Origin of the sequence: Streptomyces sp. ME02-8801-2C (assembly GCF_033793965.1) — a bacterium.
Lineage (GTDB): Bacteria > Actinomycetota > Actinomycetes > Streptomycetales > Streptomycetaceae > Streptomyces.
In genome coordinates this window covers 45,079-61,493 of record NZ_JARAXP010000020.1, presented here as the reverse complement: position 1 = coordinate 61,493, position 16,415 = coordinate 45,079, and the positions used below count along the sequence as shown (strand labels likewise).

Below are 16,415 nucleotides of genomic sequence, written 5' to 3'. Positions count from 1 at the left end.
CTCATGCCACTCGGGTGGCGCCCGCGAACGGCATCTCGTTCAGGGGGGCCACCCGTACCGGCGCCGAGGGGTTGGGGGCGTGGATCATCTGGCCGCGTCCCACATAGATGCCGACATGACTGATGCCCGAGTAGAAGAACACCAGGTCGCCGGGGAGGAGTTCGGACTGTGAGACACGCTGGCCGGCGTTGATCTGGGCGTAGGTGGTGCGCGGCAGGGAGATGCCCGCGTTGCGGTAAGCGGCCTGGATGAGGCCCGAGCAGTCGAAGGCGTCGGGACCGGTGGCGCCCCACACATAGGGGCTGCCGAGCTTCTGGTAGGCGTAGGAAACAGCCGCCGCCGCACGTGAGTTGGGCGCCTCGGCCGCACCGCTGGTTGCGGCCGCCCCGGGCGTGCCGGGGGTGGAGGCGGTGCCGGCCGCCGCCAGCCCCTGTCGCGCACTCCCCGAGGACCGCGACGCGTGTGCCCCGCCCCAGCCCGCGCCACCGCTTCCGCCGTCCGCCGTGAGCCGGGTGCGGTCCTCGGTGGTGAGCCGGGACAGCAGTTGCCGGGCCTCGCCCAGCTTTCCGGTGACGGTCTTCTTGTGGTGGTTCAGTTCGGCCTGGCGGGACTTAAGGGTGGTCAGTTCGACGTGGGCCGCCCCGCGCAGCTGCTCGATCTCCCGCAGCTGGTTGCGTACACGGGCCACGTCCGACGCCTGTCTGCTGCCCGCCCGTTCGGCGAAGGCGGCGCCGTCCAGATAGCCGTCGGGGTCGTCGGAGAGGGCGAGTTGCAGCGCGGGGTCGAGTCCGCCGGCGCGGTACTGCGCTGCGGCCATCGAACCCAGTGCCTCCCGGGCCGAGTTGAGACGCTCCTCCTTGCGCGCCGCCTCGTCCCGCAGGTTCTCCAGTCGCCGCTCCGCTCGCTCCGCCTTCTCCTTCGAGCCGTTGTACTTCTCGGTGGCGACCTCCGCCTCCTCGTACAGCTTGTTCACCTTGGCCTGGACCTGCGCCGATGTCAGTTGTGGTTCGGCGTAGCCGATGCCGTCGAAGCCGGTCGCCGTCGCCGCGCCCGCGAGGGCGATCGTCGCAGCGGTGCGGGCCGTATTGCCGTTGAGCGAGCGCTGTCGGGGCTTGCGGTGCGCTGCCACGGGGGGTCACGTCCTTTCGTACGACCGCCACTACGACGACCGCCGGACGGCTGCCTGGGAAGCGGACCCAGGAGGGCGGTTGCGCGTCCGGCGACGGTCCGCACAGGGGAAGCGGTCCGCCGCCGGACTTTCTCGGCGGTGGTGTCCGACTGCCGCCCCTGGCCCGGGCGGCGGTGGGGAGCCGGTCACCTGGAGGAGGACGCTAAACCTGAGAGTGTCGTGGGGGTAACGCCATGTACGGAACTGGCGTGAGCCGACCGCCGGGTGACCGCATGCGACCGTGATCCGGTTCCGGCGCCGCCGCCTTCGCGCTGAGGGCTGATCGATGCGGAGGTTCACGGGACGCGTGGGGGTGACAGGGTGCTATGGGGTGCATATATGCGAGGTCTTGCCGCGCACTCCCGGCCCGGTGTCATGGGGCACGGGTGCCTCTGACTAGGCTCCGGCCTCATGGACGTACTCATCCATCTCGTCGTCGGCCTGCACATCATCGGCATCGCGTCGCTCCTGGGCGGGTTTCTCACCCAGATGAAGGCGATGGGGCAGGGCACGGCTCGCTTCGTGCCGGCGATGCTGCACGGCGCGTTCACCATGCTGGTCACCGGCGTCGCCCTGGTGGGCCTCAACCAGGCCGACGACCAGACGGTCAACAACGTCAAGATCGGCGTCAAGCTGGCCCTGCTGATCGTGATCCTCGGCCTCGTCTATGTGAAGCGGGACGACGAGACCGTGGACAAACGCCTGTTCGGCCTGGTCGGCCTGTTCACCACGGCGAACATCTTCATCGCCGTGCTCTGGACCTGACCCGGCCGAACCTTCCCTCCGCTGTGCGTCAGGCGGGGCGCACCACGCTGTGGATCGTCGACTCGCCGTCGTAGAAGATCGATTCCTCCCGGACGTACGCACCCGGCTTCGGGGCGTGGATCATCATGCCGTTGCCGATGTAGAGGCCGACGTGGCTGATGTCGTCGTAGAAGAAGACCAGGTCACCGGGCTGGATGTCGGAGAGGGAGACCGTCGTGCCCGCGTTCACCTGGTCGTAGGTGGTGCGCGGGAGGGTGACGCCGGCGGCCCGCCAGGCGGCCTGGGTGAGACTCGAACAGTCGTACGAATCCGGGCCGGTCGCTCCCCAGACGTACGGCTTGCCGATCTGTGCGCGTGCGAAGGTCAAAGCCTTCTCGGCCTTGGTGGCATACGAGGCGTCGGGAGCCGCCGGTGCCGGAGTGTCCGAGGCGCTGCTGCCCGCCGCGGGCTGTGCCGCGGCCGCTGCGGCTGCCGCTTCCTGCCGGCGCTGCTCGGCCTCCTGCTGCTGCCGGGCGAGTTCCTGCGCCCGGCGGAGAGCCACCGCCTGCTTCTCCCGTTCGATCGCCGCGAGGCGCAGCTTCTCCTCGGCGGTGAGGCGGGAGAGCAGCCGACGGGCCTCCACGAGCTTCGTCTGGACGGCGGTCTTGGTGATCTGCAGTTCGTCCTGGGACTCGGTGAGCGACTCGAGGGTCACCGAGGCCTCCTGGCGCTTCTGCGTCGTCTCGGCCTGCTCGGTGATGTAGTCGTCGACCGCGTCCTTCTGGCGGGCGGTCAGACGGTCCATCAGCTGGTTCTGGTCGAAGTAGTCCTGGGGGTCGTCCGCGAGCAGGAACGTCGCCGTGTCCGGAGCGGCGGACCCGGTGCGGTACTGGGCCGCGGCGAAGGAACCCAGCTCCTCGCGCGCGTCGTTGAGTTTCTGGGTGCGCCGGGCCACGTCGTCCATCAGGGCGTCGACACGTCCCCGCTGCTTGGAGGCCTTCTCCTTGGCGGCGTTGTACTTGTCGGTGGCGGACTCGGCCTGGCGGTACAGGTCGCCGACCTTCGCCTCGACCTCCTCCATGCTCGGCTTGTCGTCGGACGCGGGAGCCGGAGGTGTGGAGGGCGCCGTGGGCGCGGCGTTGGCGGTCTGGGACAGCAGGGCGACGGAGGTCAGGGCCGCCGTGGCGAAGGCGGGGGTCCGTATGCCTGCTACGCGCGTTCCCGTAGGGCGCGACTTGCGGTGCGACGACGCCAAGGGAGGCGACTCCTTCCACGTTCCGCCTACCGGGTTAGCTGTCGGGTTCGGGCGGGTGGTTCGGAAGGGTTGCCCTACGGTCCTTGCCTGGACGGCGGTTGGACCGATTCACCCCAGGATTTCGGTGGGTCCCCGGCTCCTGCCGCACAGGGCGGCACGATCGGACTCGGCGGAGGCCGCACGGCCCGGCGAGGTTCGCCGGTGGAGATCGAGCGGCCTTACGAAACGCTAACCAACAGGTGTGCCTCCTGTGAAGGTTGATGACCGCTATGCCCGGTACGTTTTTGTGACCTTGCCCCTAAACATGGCTCTGTGTGGTCGATCGGAAGTTGTTTGTGAAGATTCTTGAGGAATGTTGATGTATGGCCTCTTTCGGGCCTGCTGTCCGGACGGCCTGGTCGGCCGGTGCCGATACCAGGGGATGTTTTCGGGGTGGGGGCGGGCTGTCAGTGGGGAGGCCTAGACTCGGAGAGCGATGAGCAGCCTCTTTGACGACAGCTTCCTGGCGGACCTCCAGGGCCCTCGGGCCCACGCGGAGGAACCCCCGCCACCGCCCGAGGACGAGCACGCGCCGGAGCCCGTTCCGGACGACCTGTTCGGCGGGAAGTTCGACGCGCCGCCGGACCGGGACGCGTACTACCGCGACGGCGCACCCCGTCCGGTGGTGGACTCCGCTGCGCTCCTGGAGGGGCTGAACGAGAACCAGCGCGCGGCTGTCGTGCACGCCGACACCCCCCTGCTCATCGTGGCGGGCGCCGGCTCCGGCAAGACGCGCGTACTCACGCACCGGATCGCGTATCTGCTGGGCGAGCGTGGCGTCCACCCCGGCCAGATCCTCGCGATCACCTTCACCAACAAGGCCGCCGGTGAGATGAAGGAGCGCGTCGAGCAGCTCGTCGGCCCGCGCGCGAACGCGATGTGGGTGATGACCTTCCACAGTGCGTGCGTGCGGATCCTGCGGCGGGAGAGCAAGAGGCTGGGCTTCACCTCCTCCTTCTCCATCTACGACGCCGCCGACAGCAAGCGGCTGATGGCGCTCGTCTGCCGCGATCTGGACCTGGACCCCAAGCGTTTCCCGCCCAAGTCCTTCAGTGCGAAGATCTCCAACCTGAAGAACGAGCTGATCGACGAGGAGGACTTCGCCGCCCAGGCGAGCGACGGTTTCGAGAAGACCCTCGCCCAGGCGTACGCGATGTACCAGTCGCGGCTGCGTGAGGCCAACGCGCTCGACTTCGACGACCTGATCATGACGACGGTCAATCTGCTGCGCGCCTTCCCGGACGTCGCCGAGCACTACCGCCGCCGCTTCCGGCACGTCCTGGTCGACGAGTACCAGGACACCAACCACGCCCAGTACGCGCTCGTACGGGAACTCGTCGGCACCGCCGAGCACACCGGCGACGACATCGACGTACCGCCGAGCGAGTACGACCTGCGCCCCGCCGAACTGTGCGTCGTGGGCGACGCCGACCAGTCGATCTACGCCTTCCGAGGGGCGACGATCCGCAACATCCTCCAGTTCGAGGAGGACTACGCGGACGCGACGACGATCCTGCTCGAACAGAACTACCGCTCCACTCAGACGATCCTGAGCGCCGCCAACGCGGTCATCGAGCGCAACGAGTCCCGCCGCCCCAAGAACCTGTGGACCAACGCGGGCGCGGGCGCGCGCATCACCGGCTACGTCGCCGACACGGAGCACGACGAGGCGCAGTTCGTCGCCGAGGAGATAGACCGGCTGACGGACGCGGGCGACGCGAAGGCGGGCGATGTCGCCGTCTTCTACCGGACGAACGCCCAGTCCCGAGTCTTCGAGGAGATTTTCATCCGGGTCGGCCTGCCCTACAAGGTCGTCGGCGGTGTCCGCTTCTACGAGCGCAAGGAGGTCCGGGACGTCCTGGCCTATCTGCGTGTCCTCGCCAACCCGGAGGACTCGGTGCCGCTGCGCCGCATCCTCAACGTCCCCAAGCGCGGCATCGGCGACCGCGCGGAGGCGATGATCGACGCGTTGTCCCAGCGCGAGAAGATCAGCTTCCCGCAGGCGCTGAAGCGCGTCGACGAGGCGTACGGGATGGCTTCGCGGTCGACCAACGCCGTCAAGCGGTTCAACACGCTGATGGAGGACCTGCGGACGATCGCGGAGTCCGGCGCGGGCCCGGCGACCGTGCTGGAAGCGGTTCTCGAACGCACGGGCTACCTAGCCGAGTTGCAGGCGTCGACCGACCCGCAGGACGAGACCCGGATCGAGAACCTCCAGGAACTCGCCGCGGTCGCCCTGGAGTTCGAGCAGGAATCAGCAGCGGCAGCGGAGCCGGGAGAGGCCGAGCAGCCCGGAGAGGGCGACGCGCCGGCCCCGGTCGGTCTCGCCGCCTTCCTCGAGCGGGTCGCCCTGGTCGCCGACTCCGACCAGATCCCCGACGAGGACGACGACGGCTCCGGCGTCATCACCCTGATGACCCTGCACACCGCCAAGGGCCTCGAGTTCCCCGTCGTGTTCCTGACCGGCATGGAGGACGGCGTCTTCCCGCACATGCGTGCTCTCGGCCAGGTCAAGGAGCTGGAGGAGGAGCGACGGCTCGCGTACGTCGGCATCACGCGCGCGCGTGAGCGGCTGTACCTGACGCGCTCCTCGCTGCGCAGCGCGTGGGGGCAGCCCTCGTACAACCCGCCCTCGCGTTTCCTGGAGGAGATCCCGGCGACGCATCTGGAGTGGAAGCGCACGGGCGCGATGACTTCGGCGAAGTCCTCCGGCCCGGCGTCGGGAGTGGCGTCCTCGCTGTCGTCCTCGCGCTCGCGCTCCGCGGCCTCGGGCGCGTCCGGCTTCGCCACGCGCCGGGGCGGCGCCGAGAAGCCGGTCGTCGCGCTGGCGGTGGGGGACAGGGTCACGCACGACCAGTTCGGGCTGGGAACGGTGGTGGGCGTCAAGGGCACGGGCTCGAACGCCGAGGCGACGGTCGACTTCGGCGAGGACAAGCCGAAGCGGCTGCTGCTGCGATACGCACCGGTGGAGAAGCTGTAACCGGACGAGCGGGCAACCGCGCACCCGGGCATCGACGAGATGCCCGGGTCACGCCTCTGACGAGGTAGGGGATCGAGGGACCGGCCGGAACTACGTCGGGTCGAGGCCGTGGCTGCGCAGCCACGGGAGCGGGTCGATCGCCGAGCCGCCGGCGGGCCGTACCTCGAAGTGGAGGTGCGGGCCGGTCGAGTTGCCGGAGTTCCCGGAGTACGCGATGGGCTCGCCGGCCTTGACCGTCGTGCCGGACGAGACCTGGTAGCTGGAGAGGTGGCAGTACCACGTCTCCGTGCCGTCCTTGTCGGTCAGGATCATCATGTTGCCGTACGCGCTGTTCCACTGCGTCCGGACGGTGCCGTCGGTCGCGGCCATCACCGTCGTGCCGTACGAGACGGGGAAGTCGATCCCGGTGTGCACGGACATCCAGTTGATGCCGGCCTGGCCGAAGTAGGCGCTGAGGCCGTGCTGCGCGACCGGGAGGGCGTACTTCGGGCGCAGCCGCTCTTTTCGGGCCGCTTCCGCCGCGGCCGCCTTCTTCTCGGCGAGCTGCTGGGCCTTGAGGTCGATACGTTCCTGCGTCCGGCTGGCCCGGTCGGCGAAGTCGTCGGCGCCCGCGGAGAGGCTCTCCAGCTGGGAGTCGAGCTTGTTGTTCGCGGTGGACGGCTTCACGGCGACGCCGTCGGCGGCGGACGTCGTCGTGTTCTGCTCGGCGTCACCGTTCGTCCCGACCACGGAGGCGGCGGCGATGCCCGCGACGCCCATCACACAGGCGGACGGAACGGCGATGGTCAGCAGAGCGGAACGTTTGGCCGGGGTGCGACGCCGGGACCGGCCCGCGTTGCGCGCCGCCGTACGGGACGCCGCGCGCCCGCCTCCGGGGACCGCGCCCGGGTCGATCTCCTCCTGGCCGTCGAGCAGCGGGGCCTCGGCGGGCAGTTCGCCGTCGGCGACGAGGTCCGACTCGTCGTGGTCGAGGGCGTGCCGGTCGTGCTCCGGTGCGTCCGCCGCGTCCGAGATCTGCTCGAACATCGCGGTGGCCTGCTCGTCGTACTCGTGCTCACGAGCGTGGTCGTACTCGGCGGACTGAGCGGGCGTGCTGTCCGGGCCGCTGTCCGAGTTCCACTGGGTGGCGTCGTACACACCGCTGTCGAAGGCCTGCGTGCCCCATTCCCAGTGCTGGGTCTGGTCGGCCGACTGCTCGGGCTGGAGCCAGGCGCCCGCGTCCCACTGACCGCTGGTCTCGGCGCCCGGAGGCGGAGTCTGCGCGGGGATGTCGGCGAGCTGCTGGTATCCGGGCGCCCACGAGGTGGTGTCGTACGCCCCTGTGTCGTAGGCGGCGTGGTGCTGGGCCGCGTAGGGGTCGTAGTTCAGGGTGTGGTGACTGCCGGTGGACCACTGGGAGTTGTCGTACGAACCCGTGGCTTCGGCGCCCGCCATGTTGCCGAAAAGTGGGTCGGTTTCGAAATTTCCGGTGGCGGTACCCGTGCCCATGTTCGCGTCGAAACCGTTGGCGAAGGTGGGGTCGCACGTGGTGAAGTCACCGAGGGGAGCTTCCTGGGTGCCGTACGACGGGTAATGCGCCGTCGCGGCATCGGAAGCCGGAGTCGGGGAGGTAATGGTCCCCGACGGGTGACGTTCGTTCACCAACTTCTCTTTCGCCTCGACAACAGGGGCTGGCAGAGCAGTGCGGTGACTGTACCCGGCGGTACGCGGGCGCGACAATCTTCCGTGGGTTTCATGCCTGGGGGAAACGGGCATTCGGCCGTGTTTCGGGGGACTGCGGGCACGGGTTTGGCCTGGCGTTCGATGATTGTTCGATTCGCGGTGGCTGTTCGGCGATCCGCAGCCGCCTGTGGACGGCTCCGGGCGTGGCCAAGCGTGGACTACGCCACCGTCAGGCCACCGGCCCGGGCTCGGTCGGATCGCGCACCGGTGGTGGGGAAGTCGTCGCTCTGGTCCAGGGCCTGCCCTATACCGGTCGCGACGGCGGGGTGCACGGGCAGCGCGAGGTGGCCGATGCCGGTGACCTGCACGTTCTGCGCCATCAGGTCCGGGTGTTCGACGCAGGCCGTCTCCGGCGGGTCCATCACGTGGTCCAGATCGCTCCAGAAAGCGATGAAACGGGTACGGCAGTCCGGCGCGGGCAGCCGCAACTCCTGGAGGACCTCCGAGCCGGGGCGCATCTGGCGGACGATCGGGTGCGCGTCGGCCAGCGGGACGGCCCGGGTGCCGGAGTGCGGGGTGCCGAGGGTCACGAGGGTGCGGACCCGGATGTCACCGCCGAGTCGCTGTACGTAGTAGCGCGCGATCAGGCCGCCCAGGCTGTGGCCGACGATGTCCACCCGGGGCTGGCCCGTGCGCCTGCATATCTCCTCTATGTGCCGGCCGAGCAGTTCGGCGGCGGTGCGGATGTCGCAGGTCAGCGGGGAGTAGTTGAGCGACTCGATCTGCTGCCGGCCGTGCTGGGTGAGAGAGCGGCGGAGCAGGACGAAGACGGAGCGGTTGTCGATGAAGCCGTGGAGGAGGACGACCGGGGGCTTCGGCTCTGTCGGCAGATGGGCGGTGGGGGCTTCGGGGAGCGTGGAGGGTTCCGGGATGGTGGTCCGGCGTTCCTGGACGATGCCGGACGGATAGAGGAGCAGATGCCCCGCCAGGATCGCGATCTCCAGGGCGGTCGCCTTGAGGAGAGCGATCGAGAGCCCCGTCAGCCTGCTCGGCAGAACGCGCTCACACAGCGGCAGCATGGGCAGTACTGCCCGGATGACCTTCATGGCCGACCTCCTGTCGGCACGCGGGAGGACTTCTCTGTCCCCCGTGTGCCCTCATGGGGGCTCGCGACGAGGGCGGCCGGTGGTGGCGTCGGCGGTGGTGCACGAGTGGGGCTTGTGGTTGGTGCGACGTCAAGGGGTGGCGAAGCTCCCCAGCCGTACGGCGACGAAGCTCCCCGCTGCGTGCCTTCCTGCCCTTCGTGCCATCTCCGATGCTCCGTACCGCCACGGCGCGTGGCTCGCGACGCGGTGGTACGACGACCTCGATGCGGCTCCCTTGCGCCGGTCCCGCCGGTGCGCGGCGAACGTGTCCCACTGTGTGATTTCCCCCTCGCCGAGCATCGTGAAACTGCCGGTTGCGGGATGCTTGACTTAACGGTCGTTCACTTCTTGGAGGCAGCGATGGGTGCGGCAACGGGTCCGATCCGCGTGGTCGTGGCGAAGCCGGGGCTCGACGGCCACGATCGCGGAGCCAAGGTGATCGCGCGGGCACTGCGGGATGCGGGTATGGAGGTCATTTACACCGGCCTTCATCAGACTCCCGAACAAATTGTCGACACGGCGATCCAGGAGGATGCCGACGCCATCGGGCTCTCCGTTCTCTCCGGGGCTCACAACACGCTCTTCGCGGCCGTGATCGACCTTCTGCGGGAGCGGGACGCGGCCGACATCAAGGTTTTCGGGGGCGGGATCATTCCCGAAGCGGACATCGGGCCCCTCAAGGAGAAGGGGGTCGCGGAGATCTTCACACCTGGGGCGACCACGGCTTCGGTCGTGGAGTGGGTTCGGGGAGCGGTGCGGTCGTGAGGGGGTGAGTGCGGGTGCTGTTCAGACGTTCCCACCCACACCCCCATATTTCAAGCGGAAGGGGTGCGCGGTGGGGCGGACCCCAGTTCCTCTGCCATCGTCGCGCGCAGACGCAACGTGCCCACCAGGCGTTGGAACGCCTCCGCCCAGTAGGTTCCCGCGCCCGGTGACGCGTCTTCCCCTTCGTCCGGGACCGCCAGCAGGCCATCGAGGCGGCCGGCCTCGGAGTGGTCGAGGCAGCGTTCCGCCAAGCCCATCACCCCACTGAAACTCCATGGGTAACTCCCCGCGTCCCGGGCGATATTGAGCGCGTCGACGACTGCCCGCCCGAGTGGTGGTGCCCATGGCACCGCACACACCCCGAGTAGCTGGAAGGCCTCGGACAGTCCGTGCGTCGCGATGAACCCGGCCACCCACCCGGCCCGTTCGGCCTCGTCCAGCGTGGCGAGCAGCTTCGCCCGCTCCGCCAGGGACACCGCGCCGGGCCCGCCCGCCTCGGGTGTCGAAGGCGCGCCGAGGAGCGCCCGGGACCACGCGGCGTCCCGCTGCCGCACCGCCGCCCGGCACCACGCGGCATGCAGCTCGCCCTGCCAGTCGTCCGCCACCGGCAGCGCCACGATCTCCTCCGGCGTACGGCCGCCGAGCCGCCCCGACCACGATCCGAGCGGGGCGGCCTCCACCAACTGCCCGAGCCACCAGGACCGCTCACCCCGCCCGGCCGGGGCCTTCGCCACGACGCCGTCCCGCTCCATTCCGGCGTCGCACTCGTGCGGTGCCTCCACGACGAGTGAGGGTTCGTCTCTCGTACCGGCGTGGCTGTTCGCGCTGCTTGGGCTGCTTGGGCCGCTTGTGCGGTCGAGTGCCACGCAGGCTCCGGCCCGGAGCGCCATACGTGCCGCGAGCGCCGAATCCGGCAGTGCCGACAGCAACTCCGCAGCCGTCGCCCGGACATTGCGGCTGCGGTCGGCCAACGCCCGCTCCAGGAAGGGCTCGTCCTCGGAGCGCAGGCCCATGCGGAGCGAGTCGAGGAACATCAGCCGGTCCTCGGCCCGCTCCGTCGGCCAGGTCGTCTCCAGCAACTCCCGGGCGGCAGCGGGCTCCCGCGCGCGTATCGCCGCGAGGAGGGAGACCCGCTCGGCGAACAGCCCCTCCTGCCACAGCCGTTGGATCCGCTCGGTCTCCTCGACGCCGGGCAGGGCCGTGCCCCCGCCCGGGGCGGAGCGGAGGGCGAACCGCCAGTCCGGGTTCAGCCGGGCGAGCCACAGCGCGCGCGGGCCCGCGAAGGCAAGCGCCGCCGGACGAAGATCCGTACGCCCCCTGGCCGCGTCGAGCAGCGCGGGAAGGGTGTGCGGTGGGGCGGTGAACCCGTGCGCGTTGGCCGCCGCGAGCCACTGGGGCAGCAGCTCCATCAGATCCGGCGCGGTACCCCGGCGACCGCTGCCGCCGGGGATGCCGGGCCGGTCGGCCAGCAGCAGGGCAAGCCTGCGGGCCGCTGCGGGAGGCAGTGACGGGCGCGGGTCCGCGGCAGCGGGTTCCGGCCGCCTGGCGGCCCGGGCCGGACGCAGGCCCGCCCGGCGCCGTACGGTCTCCACGGCCGCGGCGTCGAGCAGCGCGACCGGCGCCTGTCCGCCGGGCGGGAAGCCCGGAGGTGTACGCCGCTCCGTGCCGAGCAGCGCCGCGGTGACCAGCTCCTCCCAGGCGCCCGCCGCGGGTGCACCCACGGAAGGCGAGTCCTCGGGGGCGGAAGCCCTGCTGCCGTTCATGAGATTCCCTTTCGTCGTCGGTCGTCAGTGGTGCGCTCGCCGGTCACCGGTCACCAGTCGCCGGTGGCGAGTTGTGGAGCCCTGGGGTGTCGCGGGCCTCAGCACAGCGGGACCGCCTGTCCCGCCATCCCCTCCGGCCAGGCCGTCAGAGGGGTGAAACCCCGGTGACCGCACTCGCCGAAGACCGTGACAGGGGCACCGCCCGAGAGGGCGACGAGGCGCCACAGGCCCGGGTGAGCGACGGCCGAGGGGGCCAGGGGCAGCGCCAAGTCCGTGTCTGCGTCCGCCAGTTGCCAGGAACCGTTGTCCGGGACCGGTATGACCCGGTCGAGCGTCACCGGGTACGAGTCCAGCCAGGGGTCGTCCCGGAGGGCGTCCCCGTAGAGCTCCGCCGCGCGTGTGGCCGTCGTCCCGGGCGGCCGTACGTTCGTCGGCGCTGGCGGGGTGAACCGCTCGCCCAGGGACGCCCGAAGCTGTCCGGCACCCGGAAACGCGGACACCTCCGCCTCGAACTCCAGCCCGACCGGCAGCGCCAGTTCGGGGGCGCGGCCGGCTGCCCCATAGGAGAGGAGCAAGGCCGTGCGGCCCGACTCCGTGCCGTGCAGCCAGATCCGACGGGTTGTCAGGCGGGCGTCCGACGTCTCGTACTGGGCGAGGACCAGCCAGCGGTCGCGCAGCGGCGGGCCGTCCGCCGAACCGGGCAGGCCGATCCGTGACCGCACGGTCGCCGCCAGACCGTCCGGCAGCTCGTCCCGGCGCAGCCAGCCCCGGTCGAGGAGGTGGAGCAGCGCGCACTCCTCCAGCAACCGCACCGGCCATCCCGGGCCGGAGGCCGGTATCGCCCCCAACTCCCTCACCCGTGCGGCAAGTCCGGGGGCCTGCGCGTCGACCATGCGGGCTGCGGTCTCCTCCCACAGCCCGTACCCCGCCTGCTCCGCCGTGGCCAGGCCGCCGCGCAGCAGGTCGGCGAGACGCTGCTCCAGCTCCGTCGCCCCCGCCGTGATCCGATCGGCCCGGCGCTCCGCCCTGCGCCGCGCAGCCTCCGGATCACCGGCCCCGGCCGGGGAACCGTCCGACCCCGCCGACCGTTTGTCCTCCGCCCGCTTCCGCCGCCCCGCCAGCCACTCCTCGGCCCAGCCCGGCGCCTCGCCTCGCGGCACCGCGCCGTCCTCGCCCGCCCAGAGCAGCAGCAGCCCGAGCGCGTGCTTGCACGGGAACTTGCGGCTCGGACAACTGCACTTGTACGCGGGCCCGGTGGTGTCCGCGATGTCGACGACCGTCTGATACGGCTTGCTGCCACTGCCCTTGCACAGTCCCCACACCGTCCCCTCGTCAGAACAGCCGGCCTCCGACCAAGGCCCGGCCGCGCCGAGTTTGCTTCCCGCTTTGCGTGACGAGACGTCAGGCGCCAGTGCCAGCACCTGATCCGCTGTCCAGCGCACCCCCTGCTGAGTCATGACATCGAAGGTAGATCCCGGCACTGACAATCGGCCTTTCGCCGCTGTCGCCGCTCGGCTCTCGTAACTGCGTTTTTGCAGGTCAGGACGCATTGTCAGTGGCGTGGTGCAGTGTGGTCACCAGATCCGAACGGGCCAAGACCGGCCGAGCTGGAGGGGGACCGAGCCATGCCTGTTTCCGCTGAACCGACATCCGTCGACCCGCGTCACGAGCAGTCCGCGCACGCGAACGGCACGGAGGAACTGCGCCCGCACGCCGAGGACGCCTTCGCCGCCGAACTCGCGGCGCTGGCCGCGCAGGACGACCGTCCGCGCCCCGCCCGCTGGAAGCTGTCGCCGTGGGCCGTGGCGACCTATCTGCAAGGCGGCACCCTGCCGGACGGCACGGTGATCACCCCGAAGTACGTGGGCCCGCGCCGCATCGTCGAGGTCGCCGTCACGACTCTCGCGACCGACCGTGCCCTGCTGCTGCTCGGAGTGCCGGGCACGGCGAAGACCTGGGTGTCCGAGCACCTGGCGGCGGCCGTCAGCGGCGACTCGACGCTGCTGGTCCAGGGCACGGCGGGCACGCCGGAGGAGGCGATCAGGTACGGCTGGAACTACGCGCGGCTCCTCGCGCACGGTCCCAGCCGCGAAGCTCTCGTACCCAGCCCCGTCATGCGGGCGATGGCGGAGGGGATGACGGCCAGGGTCGAGGAACTGACCCGAATCCCGGCCGACGTCCAGGACACGCTGATCACGATCCTGTCGGAAAAGACGCTGCCGATACCGGAGTTGGGGCAGGAGGTGCAGGCGGTACGCGGGTTCAACCTGATCGCGACGGCCAACGACCGCGACCGGGGGGTCAACGAGCTGTCCAGCGCCCTGCGCCGACGCTTCAACACCGTCGTGCTGCCGCTGCCGGAGAGCGCCGACGCCGAGGTCGACATCGTGTCGCGCCGGGTCGACCAGATCGGCCGCTCGCTCGACCTGCCGGCCGTGCCGGACGGCATCGACGAGATCCGCCGGGTCGTGACCGTCTTCCGCGAACTGCGCGACGGCATCACGTCGGACGGCCGGACGAAGCTGAAGTCGCCCAGCGGCACGCTCTCCACGGCCGAGGCGATCTCGGTCGTCACCAACGGCCTGGCCCTGGCGGCGCACTTCGGCGACGGCGTCCTGCGGGCCTCCGATGTCGCCGCGGGCCTCCTCGGCGCCGTCGTCCGCGATCCGGCGGCCGACCGGGTGGTGTGGCAGGAGTACCTGGAGGCGGTGGTCCGCGAGCGGGACGGCTGGAAGGACTTCTACCGGGCGTGCCGGGAGGTGAGCGCGTGAGCCGGGAGGTGGGCGTGCGGGCGGGCGTGAACAGGCGGGGGAGTGAGGACGGCATGTCGACGGGAGGCGATTCGGTGTCCGTGCGGGTCGGTGTGGTGAGCGTGGCTGTTGGTGACGACTCGACGTGGCGCAGGAGGGAGGCGGAGTGACGGACATGGAGCGTGGCACCGGGCCGCTGCTGCTCGGTGTGCGGCACCACGGGCCCGGGTCGGCGCGGGCGGTGCGGGCCGCCCTGACGGCGGCGCGGCCGGCGGTGGTACTGATCGAGGGGCCACCCGAGGCCGACGCCCTGATCCCGTTGGCCGCCGACGAGAACATGCGACCGCCGGTCGCCCTGCTGGCCCACGCCGTGGACGAACCGGGCCGCTCGGCGTTCTGGCCGCTGGCCGAGTTCTCCCCGGAGTGGGTGGCGATCCGCTGGGCGCTGGACCATGGGGTCCCCGCCCGCTTCATCGACCTCCCCGCCACGCACACGCTGGCCGACCGGGGGGACAGGAGTGACGGCCGGGCGCCCGACGCGGGTACGGGTGAGAGCACGGGCGTCGATGTCGATGTCGATGCCGATGTTGATGTCGATGTGCGGGTCGATCCGCTCGCCGTGCTCGCACAGACCGGTGGTTACGACGATCCGGAGCGCTGGTGGGAGGACGTCGTCGAGCACCGGGGGGCGGCGGAAGGCGACGCGTTCGCCCCCTTCGAGGTGCTCGAAGAGGCCATGGGTGCGCTGCGGGAGGTGTACGGGACCGGGGGCCATGACCGGGACCCGGTGCGAGAGGCGTACATGCGGCTGCAGATGCGGGCGGCGCAGCGGGAGTTCGGGGACGCGGCGGTGGCCGTGGTGTGCGGCGCCTGGCATGTGCCCGCGCTGCGACGAAGGGCCGCCGTCGCAGCGGACCGGGCGCTGCTGAAGGGGCTGCCCAAGGTCAAGGTGGACGTGACCTGGGTGCCCTGGACGCATCGAAGGCTCGCGCGGGCGAGCGGATACGGGGCGGGCATCGACTCGCCCGGCTGGTACGGGCACCTGTTCGGCGCGCGGGACCGGCCGGTCGAGCGGTGGATGACCAAGGTGGCCGGGCTGTTGCGGGACGAGGACAGGATCGTCTCCTCGGCGCATGTCATCGAGGCGGTGCGGCTGGCGGAGACGCTCGCCGCGGTGCGGGGCCGCCCGCTGCCGGGGCTGACCGAGACGACCGACGCCGTGCGGGCGGTGATGTGCGAGGGCTCGGACGTGCCGCTGGCCCTGGTGCGCGACCGGCTTGTGGTCGGGGACGTGCTCGGGGAGGTCCCCGAGTCGGCGCCCGCTGTGCCGTTGCAGCGTGACCTGACGCGGCTTCAGCGTCGACTACGGCTCAAACCGGAGGCGCTGGAACGGGAGTTGGAGCTCGACCTGCGCAAGGAGACCGACGCCGCGCGCAGTCGGCTGCTGCACCGGCTGCGGCTGCTCGGTGTCGGGTGGGGCGAGCCCTCGGCGTCGCGCGGCAGTACCGGTACCTTCCGGGAGACGTGGCGGCTGCGGTGGGAGCCGGAGCTGGCGGTACGGGTCGCCGAGGCCGGGGTGTGGGGGACGACGGTGCTCTCGGCGGCGACCGCCAGAGCGGAGGCCGACGCCGTCGGGGCGGGTTCACTGGGCGACGTGACGGCGCTTGCCGAGCGCTGTCTGCTCGCCGAACTGTCCGAGGCGCTTCCCGTGGTGATGCGCGTCCTCGCCGACCGCGCGGCTCTGGACGCCGACGTGGGCCACCTGGCGCAGGCACTGCCGGCGCTGGTCCGGACCCTGCGCTACGGCGACGTACGCGGTACGGACACCCGTGCGCTGACCGAGGTCGCGGCGGGCCTCGCCGAACGCGTCTTCGTCGGCCTGCCACCGGCCTGCGCAGCGCTCGACACGGATGCGGCGGAGGAAATGCGGCGCCACGTGGACGCGGTGCACGGGGCGGTGGGGCTGCTCGGCGAGACGACGAGCCCGGTGCCGGACAGCACGCCGGCACCGGGAGGATCTCCGGCGGACATCGGGGCCTCGGAGGCATCGGTGGCCTCGGGGGCCTCTGCGGCCGACGTCGCCGCGGGCGCCCCTGGCGAGGTCCAGGCGAGAGTCCCTGAGCCGGGGGAGCCAGGCGAGGTCG

At 71.0% G+C, this 16,415-nt stretch carries 11 protein-coding genes and 1 riboswitch; of the genes, 5 read left to right on the top strand and 6 right to left on the bottom strand.

The genetic code is table 11. The annotated features are described in order from the left end of the window. Window position 1: 1 nt before the first annotated feature. Complete coding sequence (locus PV396_RS38810) at window positions 2–1,129, bottom strand: NlpC/P60 family protein (RefSeq protein ID WP_319212935.1); 1,128 nt, start codon at window positions 1,127–1,129, stop codon at window positions 2–4. A 450-nt stretch (window positions 1,130–1,579) separates the two neighbouring features. Here PV396_RS38810 and PV396_RS38805 point away from each other — a divergent pair, with 450 nt between their 5' ends. After that, entirely contained in the window at window positions 1,580–1,933 is a 354-nt protein-coding gene (locus tag PV396_RS38805) for a hypothetical protein (RefSeq protein ID WP_319212933.1), read from the top strand. A gap of 28 nt (window positions 1,934–1,961) precedes the next feature. On the opposite strand, the gene PV396_RS38800 is transcribed toward PV396_RS38805, so the two are convergent. Continuing rightward, window positions 1,962–3,167 (bottom strand): NlpC/P60 family protein, encoded by a 1,206-nt coding sequence (locus tag PV396_RS38800; RefSeq protein ID WP_319212931.1) that lies wholly within the window; start codon window positions 3,165–3,167, stop codon window positions 1,962–1,964. A gap of 7 nt (window positions 3,168–3,174) precedes the next feature. After that, window positions 3,175–3,349: riboswitch (cyclic di-AMP (ydaO/yuaA leader) on the bottom strand. Window positions 3,350–3,642: 293 nt separating this feature from the next. On the opposite strand from PV396_RS38800, the gene pcrA reads away from it, so the two are divergent. Then, window positions 3,643–6,186, top strand: coding sequence for a DNA helicase PcrA (gene pcrA / locus PV396_RS38795; protein WP_319212929.1), 2,544 nt, complete (start codon window positions 3,643–3,645; stop codon window positions 6,184–6,186). Window positions 6,187–6,276: 90 nt separating this feature from the next. Here the strand turns inward: pcrA and PV396_RS38790 are convergent, their stop codons facing one another. Continuing rightward, the gene (locus PV396_RS38790; protein ID WP_319212927.1) at window positions 6,277–7,827 is read right to left on the bottom strand and encodes a M23 family metallopeptidase; all 1,551 of its coding nucleotides are present in this window, start codon (window positions 7,825–7,827) and stop codon (window positions 6,277–6,279) included. 239 nt (window positions 7,828–8,066) lie between these two features. After that, window positions 8,067–8,954, bottom strand: a complete 888-nt coding sequence (locus tag PV396_RS38785; RefSeq protein ID WP_319212925.1) for an esterase/lipase family protein — start codon at window positions 8,952–8,954, stop codon at window positions 8,067–8,069. A gap of 399 nt (window positions 8,955–9,353) precedes the next feature. Between PV396_RS38785 and PV396_RS38780 the strand changes: the two genes are divergently transcribed. Next, complete coding sequence (locus PV396_RS38780; RefSeq protein ID WP_319212995.1) at window positions 9,354–9,758, top strand: cobalamin B12-binding domain-containing protein; 405 nt, start codon at window positions 9,354–9,356, stop codon at window positions 9,756–9,758. Window positions 9,759–9,808: 50 nt separating this feature from the next. Here the strand turns inward: PV396_RS38780 and PV396_RS38775 are convergent, their stop codons facing one another. Continuing rightward, entirely contained in the window at window positions 9,809–11,521 is a 1,713-nt protein-coding gene (locus tag PV396_RS38775; RefSeq protein ID WP_319212923.1) for a DUF5691 domain-containing protein, read from the bottom strand. A gap of 98 nt (window positions 11,522–11,619) precedes the next feature. Continuing rightward, window positions 11,620–12,978: an SWIM zinc finger family protein gene (locus tag PV396_RS38770; RefSeq protein WP_319212921.1), complete on the bottom strand. Its 1,359-nt coding sequence runs from the start codon at window positions 12,976–12,978 to the stop codon at window positions 11,620–11,622. 168 nt (window positions 12,979–13,146) lie between these two features. Between PV396_RS38770 and PV396_RS38765 the strand changes: the two genes are divergently transcribed. Both PV396_RS38765 and PV396_RS38760 read left to right on the top strand, forming a co-directional pair. Further along, a complete protein-coding gene (locus PV396_RS38765; protein ID WP_319212919.1) occupies window positions 13,147–14,292 on the top strand; it encodes an ATP-binding protein in 1,146 nt (381 codons plus the stop codon). 154 nt (window positions 14,293–14,446) lie between these two features. Then, window positions 14,447–16,415 (top strand): DUF5682 family protein (locus PV396_RS38760; protein ID WP_319212993.1); only part of this gene is annotated, 1,969 nt, incomplete at its 3' end.

Bases quoted from the DNA above. Each gene is read 5' to 3' on its own strand.
- PV396_RS38785 (WP_319212925.1), bottom strand. From the start codon at position 8,954: ATGAAGGTCATCCGGGCAGTACTGCCCATGCTGCCGCTGTGTGAGCGC.
- PV396_RS38770 (WP_319212921.1), bottom strand. From the start codon at position 12,978: ATGACTCAGCAGGGGGTGCGCTGGACAGCGGATCAGGTGCTGGCACTG.
- PV396_RS38805 (WP_319212933.1), top strand. From the start codon at position 1,580: ATGGACGTACTCATCCATCTCGTCGTCGGCCTGCACATCATCGGCATC.
- PV396_RS38780 (WP_319212995.1), top strand. From the start codon at position 9,354: ATGGGTGCGGCAACGGGTCCGATCCGCGTGGTCGTGGCGAAGCCGGGG.
- PV396_RS38765 (WP_319212919.1), top strand. From the start codon at position 13,147: ATGCCTGTTTCCGCTGAACCGACATCCGTCGACCCGCGTCACGAGCAG.
- PV396_RS38775 (WP_319212923.1), bottom strand. From the start codon at position 11,521: ATGAACGGCAGCAGGGCTTCCGCCCCCGAGGACTCGCCTTCCGTGGGT.
- pcrA (WP_319212929.1), top strand. From the start codon at position 3,643: ATGAGCAGCCTCTTTGACGACAGCTTCCTGGCGGACCTCCAGGGCCCT.